Raw genomic sequence first — 6,564 nt, forward strand, 5'->3', positions numbered from 1 at the left:
CGGCTCAGGCCAACCGCTGATTGACGGAAACGACGCGCCACCCGGTGGCGAGCCGGTCGATCCGGGTCAGCGACAGCGGATCGATCACGAAGCGCAAGGCGGTTTGTGGTGTCAGATCCAGCGCGATGCAGAGTGCAGCGCGGATCGTGCCGGAATGCACGACGAGTGTTGCCGAGCCGGCGCGGACCCGCGAGAGCCCCAGCCGCACGCGCGCGACCTGATCCTCAAAGCTCTCGCCGCCCGGCGGACGTCCCCGCGCCGGATCGCTCCAGAACTGTGCATAGGCCTCGTCGCCAGCTGCGCCGATCTCGTCATGCCGACGGCCGGTCCATGCGCCAAAATCCTGTTCACTGAATTCGGGCATCAGCTCGGCCGCGAGTCCCAGCGCCTGCGCGGTCTCGACCGTGCGCCGCGACGGGCTGACATAGCTCGCAGCGCCTGGCGGCAAGCACTGCCGCAGTACCTGCAATTGCGCGCGATCGCCGAGATCAGCTGGCGCGTCAGCCGCATGGATCGTCCCCGCGACGCCGTTGACCGGTGCATGCCGTATCAGCCAGAGGAAGGTGTCGCCTTCCATGCTCATCTCCCAGGAAGTTGGTTGCTGTGGCAATAACGCCGCAGCTTGCACATTGACTCTGTCTTGATCGTAATCCTAGATGGCTTCGACGGTTTCCCCGAGAGGGGATGAAAAGGGAATGCGGTGCGGGGACATTGCCCCAATGCCGCGGCTGCCCCCGCAACTGTAAGCGGTGAATCCTTCGTCAGAAGCCACTGGGTCCTCGGTCCCGGGAAGGCGACGAAGCGGTCACGACCCGCGAGCCAGGAGACCTGCCGTCAGCCGTGGTCACACGCGAAGATGTCGGTCGGGGAGTACAGACATTCGGCTTCATCGGACGGCTGACAGGCCCAGGGTGAGACCTCGTTTCGCTGTGACGTGCCACTGACGTCATACCGAGGTTTCGAACCGTGTCTTCCATCCGCATTGTCCGACAGCGCCGCTTCCTGCTTGCCTCCGCGGCTCTTACATCGTTTGCGACCGCCGATATACCTGCCGCGCTAGCGCAGCAGGCCCGTGAATCCCTGCCGCCGGTCGAGGTGTCGCCCGCTCAATCCCGCAAGCAGGCCAAGCCGGCGGGCCGGGAAGCGCAGAGCGCCCGCCGTGCAACGGCGCGCAGGCCAATGACAGCAACGGCCGCGCCCAAGCCCGTCGTGCCGGCCGCCGCGGCAGCAACGCCGCTCAACAGCAATGCCGTGGCCGAAAGCGCTTCGCGGCTCGGCCTCACCGTGCGCGAGACGCCGGCGACCGTCGAGGTGATCTCGGCCGAGACAATGCGCGAGCAGGGCTATCGCACCGTCTCCGAGGTGGCGCAGGGTGCGGTCGGTGTCACCTCCGGCGACAACCCGGCTGAACCTTCGGCCTTCTCGATGCGCGGCTTCACCAACAGCCAGATCAACACGCTCTACAACGGCATCAAGATCGGTCCGCAGAACATGACCTCGCGGATCGCAGATACCGCCAATCTGGAGGCCGTGGAATTCCTGAAGGGTCCGGCCTCGCTGATCTCGGGCGAGGGCGCCGCCGGCGGCGCCATCAACTTCGTCACCAAGCAGCCGCATACCGGACCGATCCGGAACGAAGCTGATTTCTCCTGGGACTCGCTGAACTCGTTTCGCGCCCATTACGGCTCGGGCGGCAGCACCAACGTGCAGGGGCTGGACTATCGCTTCGACATCAGCCGTTCCACGCTCAACGGCTTTGCCGACGACACCAATGTCAAGACGTTCGGCACGTCCGGCCAGCTCAACTACCGCATCTCGGACAGTCTCAAGATCTGGGGTGCAATCGAATATAGGGAGGATCGCTCGAAGGCCTATTGGGGTGCGCCGCTGGTGCCGATCGCCTTCAGCGGCTCGCACGCGACGAGCGGCATCGTCTCCGGCAATTACTTCAACAGGACCGACCTCGGGGCCGTCACGATCGACGACCGTACCTTCAACACCAATTACAACGTCCTCGACAACCGCAACGTCGCGCAAGAGGTGTGGCTGCGCGGCGGCTTCGAGCTGAAGCTGGCGCCCGACCTGACGCTGAAGAGCCAAACCTATGGCTATGGTGCAGAGCGGTCGTGGTTCAACAACGAGGTCGAGGCGTTCGATTCCACGAATAACCAAGTGTATCGCGAGCGCTTCTATGTCGCGCACAGTCAGCGCCTTGTCGGCAACATCACCGACCTGACCTGGGACGCCAATATCGCGGGTTTCGACAACCGCCTGGTCACGACGCTGTCGTCGAGCTATCTCGACTTCGTCAGGCCGGGCGCGGCGAACTTCCCGAACGATTATGTCTCACTGGTCGACCCCGTGCGCGGATATTACGGGCTGCTCACGACCAAGCAGCAGACCGCGCGCATCGACAACGAGGCGCTGTCGTTCGAGGACCGACTCAAGCTGACGCGGACCTTCGCGCTGATCGGCGGCCTGCGCGTCGAGCATATCGGGCTCGACCGCAACTCGACCGACCAGAACGGTCTGGTGAACGCGGGCTTCCCGTTCACCAAAGACTGGGCGCCGGTGACGGGACGCATCGGCTATACCTGGGAGGCTATTCCTGGCCTGACCTTCTTCAGCCAGTACGCCACCGGCGCGGACATCTCCGCCAACAACATCTTCCTGCTCGGGCCGACTCAGCCGCTCGATTTGACGACCGCACGCACTTATGAGACCGGCGTCAAGCATCTGTTCTGGGACAACAGGGCGGAGTGGTCGTTTTCCGCCTACGACATCGTGCGCAAGAACGTCTATGCCGCAGCCGGCGGCATGCAGCTCAACATCGCCGGACGGCAGGAGTCGAAGGGCGTGGAGCTCGCCGCATCCGTGCGTCCGATCGATCCTCTGCGACTCTGGGGCAACATCGCCTATGTCGATGCGCGTTATGCCGACTACAATTTCGCTGGCGGCTCGTTCTCCGGCCATACGCCGCCGAACGTGCCGCGCATCGTGGCCAATGCCGGCGCATCCTGGCGCTTCTTCACGCCCTGGCCGGTGGAGCTCGGCATCACCGGCCGTCATGTCGGCGACCGTTACAACACCGATGCCAACGTGGTGACGATGAAGGCCTACACGGTGGCCGACGTCTATGCCTTCGTCGACATCCCCAAGACGGTGTTCAATGCGGTCGACCAGGCGCGCCTGACCTTCCGCGTCCGCAACATCACCGACAAGCGCTATGCGATCTGGGGCGATCCGTTCTACCCCGATCAGATCCTCCTGGGCGCGCCGCGCACCTATGAGATCTCGGCGGCATTCAAATGGTGAGGCGTCGAGCATAAGATGAGCGCGATCGTCCTGCTGCACCGCTGGCTCGGGATCGCGTTCTGCCTGCTGTTCGCGATGTGGTTCGCGAGCGGAATCGTGATGCATTTCGTTCCGTTTCCGTCCCTGACGGAAGCGGAGCGATTTGCCGGACTCATGCCGGTGCATGGCGGAGAGACGAGGATTTCGGTCGCGGACGCCGTTGCTGCGAGCGGGATTGCGGATGCCACGCGCGTTCGGCTGCTCCAGCGGAACGACGGCGCGGTCTACATCGTCTCGGGGCCGACGCGTCAGCGCGCGATCCGTGCGGCCGACGGGAACGACGCGTCAGTGAAATCCGCTGATGTCGCACTGGCTATAGCGCAGGCTCATGCGCGCCAGCGCGAGATCAATGTCTCGCATGCGACGATTGTCGGCCGTGCCGATTACGATCAGTGGAGCGTGCCGAACGGCTTCGATCGTCATCGCCCCCTGTTTCGCGTGGCCCTCGGCGATGCCGCCGGGACGGAAGTCTACGTCTCGTCGTCGACCGGCGAGACCGTCTTGGACACGACGCGGCGCGAGCGCGGCTGGAACCTTGTCGGCAGCGTGCTGCACTGGATCTATCCGACCGTCCTGAGAAGCAACTGGGCGCTATGGGATCGGCTGGTGTGGTTGCTATCGCTATTGGCCCTGATCGCGGCTGTACTGGGTGCTGCGCTCGGGATCGTGCGGATCAGGATTCACAAGAGGCAAATCTCCACACCTTATCGTGGCTGGCATGCGCTGCATCACCTGATTGGCCTTGCAGCAACCGTCTTTGTGCTGACCTGGATCTTCAGCGGCTGGCTCTCGATGGATCACGGGCGGCTGTTCTCGCGCGGGCAGTTGACGCCGGCAGAGGCCGGCCTGATGAACGCCGCGCCGGATTGGCGGGAAGCCCCATCGCTCGATCTGCAGCCAATATCTCCCGCGGCGCGCGAGGCCGAATGGTTCGCCTTCAACGGCCATGTCTATCGGCGCGATCGGGGTGCCCTCGGTCGTCAGTCGTTGAGCAGGAGAGGGGATGCGCCGCGCGATGGACCGGCGGGATTCCTTGATGTGCACGAAATTCAGGGGCTGACGGGACGCATTGCAGACGGCTGTGGTATACCGTCCGTCCTTCCTGATAACGACGACTACCCCGCGCTATCCACAATGCCGGGTGCACCGGTCTACCGCTCGCGCTGTGGCGGCGACCTCTGGTTCGACATCGACGGCGCCGACGGCGGCGTGCTGCAAAGACTGGATCCGTCGCGGCGCGCCTACCGCTGGCTTTACAGCGCGTTGCACACGCTCGACTTCCCGGTCTTGCTGGCCCACCCGCGGCTGCGTGATGTCGTGATCGTCGGCCTCTGTACGCTCGGGCTGGCGTTCTCCATCACCGGAATCGTCATTGGCTGGCGGCGCTTGCGGTCCTCGCTGGCAACCTGAATTAAGGCGCAACTGCGGCTCGATACGGTCGGGTGAGCAGGTCAGCAATGCCTTGCGGCCCCCATCGTCATTGACGCCTTTTCGCCGGCCGCCTTTCGGTGTAGCTCTGCGCTCGCTCGAAGCGGCGGCGCCAACCCGTCGAAGACCGAAAATCATGCAGGAGACCCCAAGGATGTACCCGAAAGTTCAGATGTTCATCGCCGGCGAGTGGACCGACGGCACGTCCGGCAAGTCGGAGGACATCCTCAATCCCGCCACTGGCCGGCCGATCGGCAAGACGCCGCACGCTTCGCGCGCGGACCTCGACCGCGCGCTGGAGGCGGCCAAGTCCGGCTTCGAGGTCTGGCGCAAGACCTCGCCGTTCGACCGCTACAAGCTGATGCGAAAAGCGGCCGACATCATCCGTTCGCGCGCCGCCGAGATCGCGCCCGTGATGACCATGGAGCAGGGCAAGCCGGTGGTCGAAGCGCAAGGCGAGACCATGCTGGCCGGCGACCTCATCGACTGGTTCTCCGAGGAGGCCCGCCGCGCCTATGGCCGCATCGTGCCGCCGCGGATGGGCAACGTCTCCCAGCTCGTGACCAAGGAGCCGGTCGGCCCGGTCGCCGCGTTCACGCCGTGGAATTTCCCGATCAACCAGGCCGTGCGCAAGATCTCGGCCGCGCTCGCCGCCGGCTGCTCGATCATCGTCAAGGGCCCGGAAGAGACCCCGGCAAGCTGCATGGAGCTGGTGCGCGCCTATGCCGACGCGGGCATTCCCCCCGGTGTTGTCCAACTGGTGTTCGGCGTGCCGGCGGAAGTGTCGGACTATCTCATTCCGCATCCGATCATTCGTAAGATCAGCTTCACCGGCTCGACTGCGGTCGGCAAGCATCTGGCTGCGCTCGCCGGCCTTCACATGAAGCGGGTCACCATGGAGCTCGGCGGTCATGCGCCGGCGATCGTATTCGCCGACGCTGATCTCGACAACGCCGCAAAAATCCTGTCGGCCAACAAGTTCCGCAACGCGGGCCAGGTCTGCGTCTCGCCGACGCGTTTCTTGGTGCATGAAAGCGTCTACGAGCCCTTCGTCGACAAGTTCGTGGCGGCGGCCAAGAGCCTCAAGGTCGGCAACGGCCTCGACAAGGACACCCGCATGGGGCCGCTGGCCAACCCGCGCCGCGTCGACGCCATGGAGGGCTTGGTCTCCGACGCCGTCCAGCGCGGCGCCAAGGTGCAGGCCGGCGGCAAGCGTTTCGGCAATGAAGGCTTCTTCTTCGAGCCGACCGTGCTGACCGACGTGCCGCGCGATGCGCGCATCATGAACGAGGAGCCGTTCGGCCCGCTGGCGCCGATCAACTCGTTCCGCAGCTACGACGAGGTGGTGGCGGAAGCGAACCGTCTGCCTTACGGCCTTGCAGCCTATGCCTACACCACCTCGACCAAGACGATGCAGGCGATCGGCTCCGACATCGAGAGCGGCATGGTGTCGATCAACCACCATGGCCTCGCGCTGCCGGAAGTGCCGTTCGGCGGCATCAAGGATTCCGGTTACGGCTCCGAAGGCGGCCTCGAGGCGATCGAGGGTTACCTCAATACGAAGTTCGTCACCCAGGCGAGCGCGTAAGAATGATGTAAGGGTTAGCCTTGCGACTGTGCGAGGCGCAGTCTGCAAAGGCTAACCCGATCGATCCCAAGGCAATCGCATTTGAAAGCGACTTCCCTGCGGCCATCCTTCGAGACGCCCGCTTGAGGCGGGCTCCTCAGGATGAGGGCGGAGTGTGCGGCAGCAGATTCAACAGGCGCCGATGCTAATTAGCC

General features: G+C 64.5%; 4 protein-coding genes and 1 riboswitch. Of the genes, 3 read left to right on the top strand and 1 reads right to left on the bottom strand.

Annotated features, from left to right (window positions below; all coding sequences use genetic code 11):
• Positions 1-4: 4 nt before the first annotated feature.
• Positions 5-577 (bottom strand): histidine phosphatase family protein, encoded by a 573-nt coding sequence (locus tag CWO91_RS29630; RefSeq protein ID WP_165405801.1) that lies wholly within the window; start codon positions 575-577, stop codon positions 5-7.
• Positions 578-649: 72 nt separating this feature from the next.
• Positions 650-850: riboswitch (cobalamin riboswitch) on the top strand.
• 116 nt (positions 851-966) lie between these two features.
• Between CWO91_RS29630 and CWO91_RS43350 the strand changes: the two genes are divergently transcribed.
• The 3 genes from CWO91_RS43350 to CWO91_RS29650 all read left to right on the top strand — a co-directional run bounded on the left by CWO91_RS43350 (position 967) and on the right by CWO91_RS29650 (position 6,370).
• Entirely contained in the window at positions 967-3,315 is a 2,349-nt protein-coding gene (locus tag CWO91_RS43350) for a TonB-dependent receptor (protein WP_165405800.1), read from the top strand.
• Between the two features lie 15 nt (positions 3,316-3,330).
• On the top strand, positions 3,331-4,764 hold the full coding sequence (locus CWO91_RS29645) for a PepSY domain-containing protein (RefSeq protein WP_130218661.1): 1,434 nt from the start codon (positions 3,331-3,333) through the stop codon (positions 4,762-4,764).
• Positions 4,765-4,936: 172 nt separating this feature from the next.
• Complete coding sequence (locus CWO91_RS29650) at positions 4,937-6,370, top strand: NAD-dependent succinate-semialdehyde dehydrogenase (protein ID WP_130218663.1); 1,434 nt, start codon at positions 4,937-4,939, stop codon at positions 6,368-6,370.
• Positions 6,371-6,564 lie beyond the last annotated feature (194 nt).

The sequence above is a fragment of the Bradyrhizobium genosp. SA-3 genome, assembly GCF_004212635.1.
Classification (GTDB): domain Bacteria; phylum Pseudomonadota; class Alphaproteobacteria; order Rhizobiales; family Xanthobacteraceae; genus Bradyrhizobium.

Excerpts from the sequence above, each read along its gene's own strand:
- CWO91_RS29645 (WP_130218661.1), top strand. The coding sequence starts at position 3,331 with ATGAGCGCGATCGTCCTGCTGCACCGCTGGCTCGGGATCGCGTTCTGC.
- CWO91_RS29630 (WP_165405801.1), bottom strand. The coding sequence starts at position 577 with ATGGAAGGCGACACCTTCCTCTGGCTGATACGGCATGCACCGGTCAAC.
- CWO91_RS29650 (WP_130218663.1), top strand. The coding sequence starts at position 4,937 with ATGTACCCGAAAGTTCAGATGTTCATCGCCGGCGAGTGGACCGACGGC.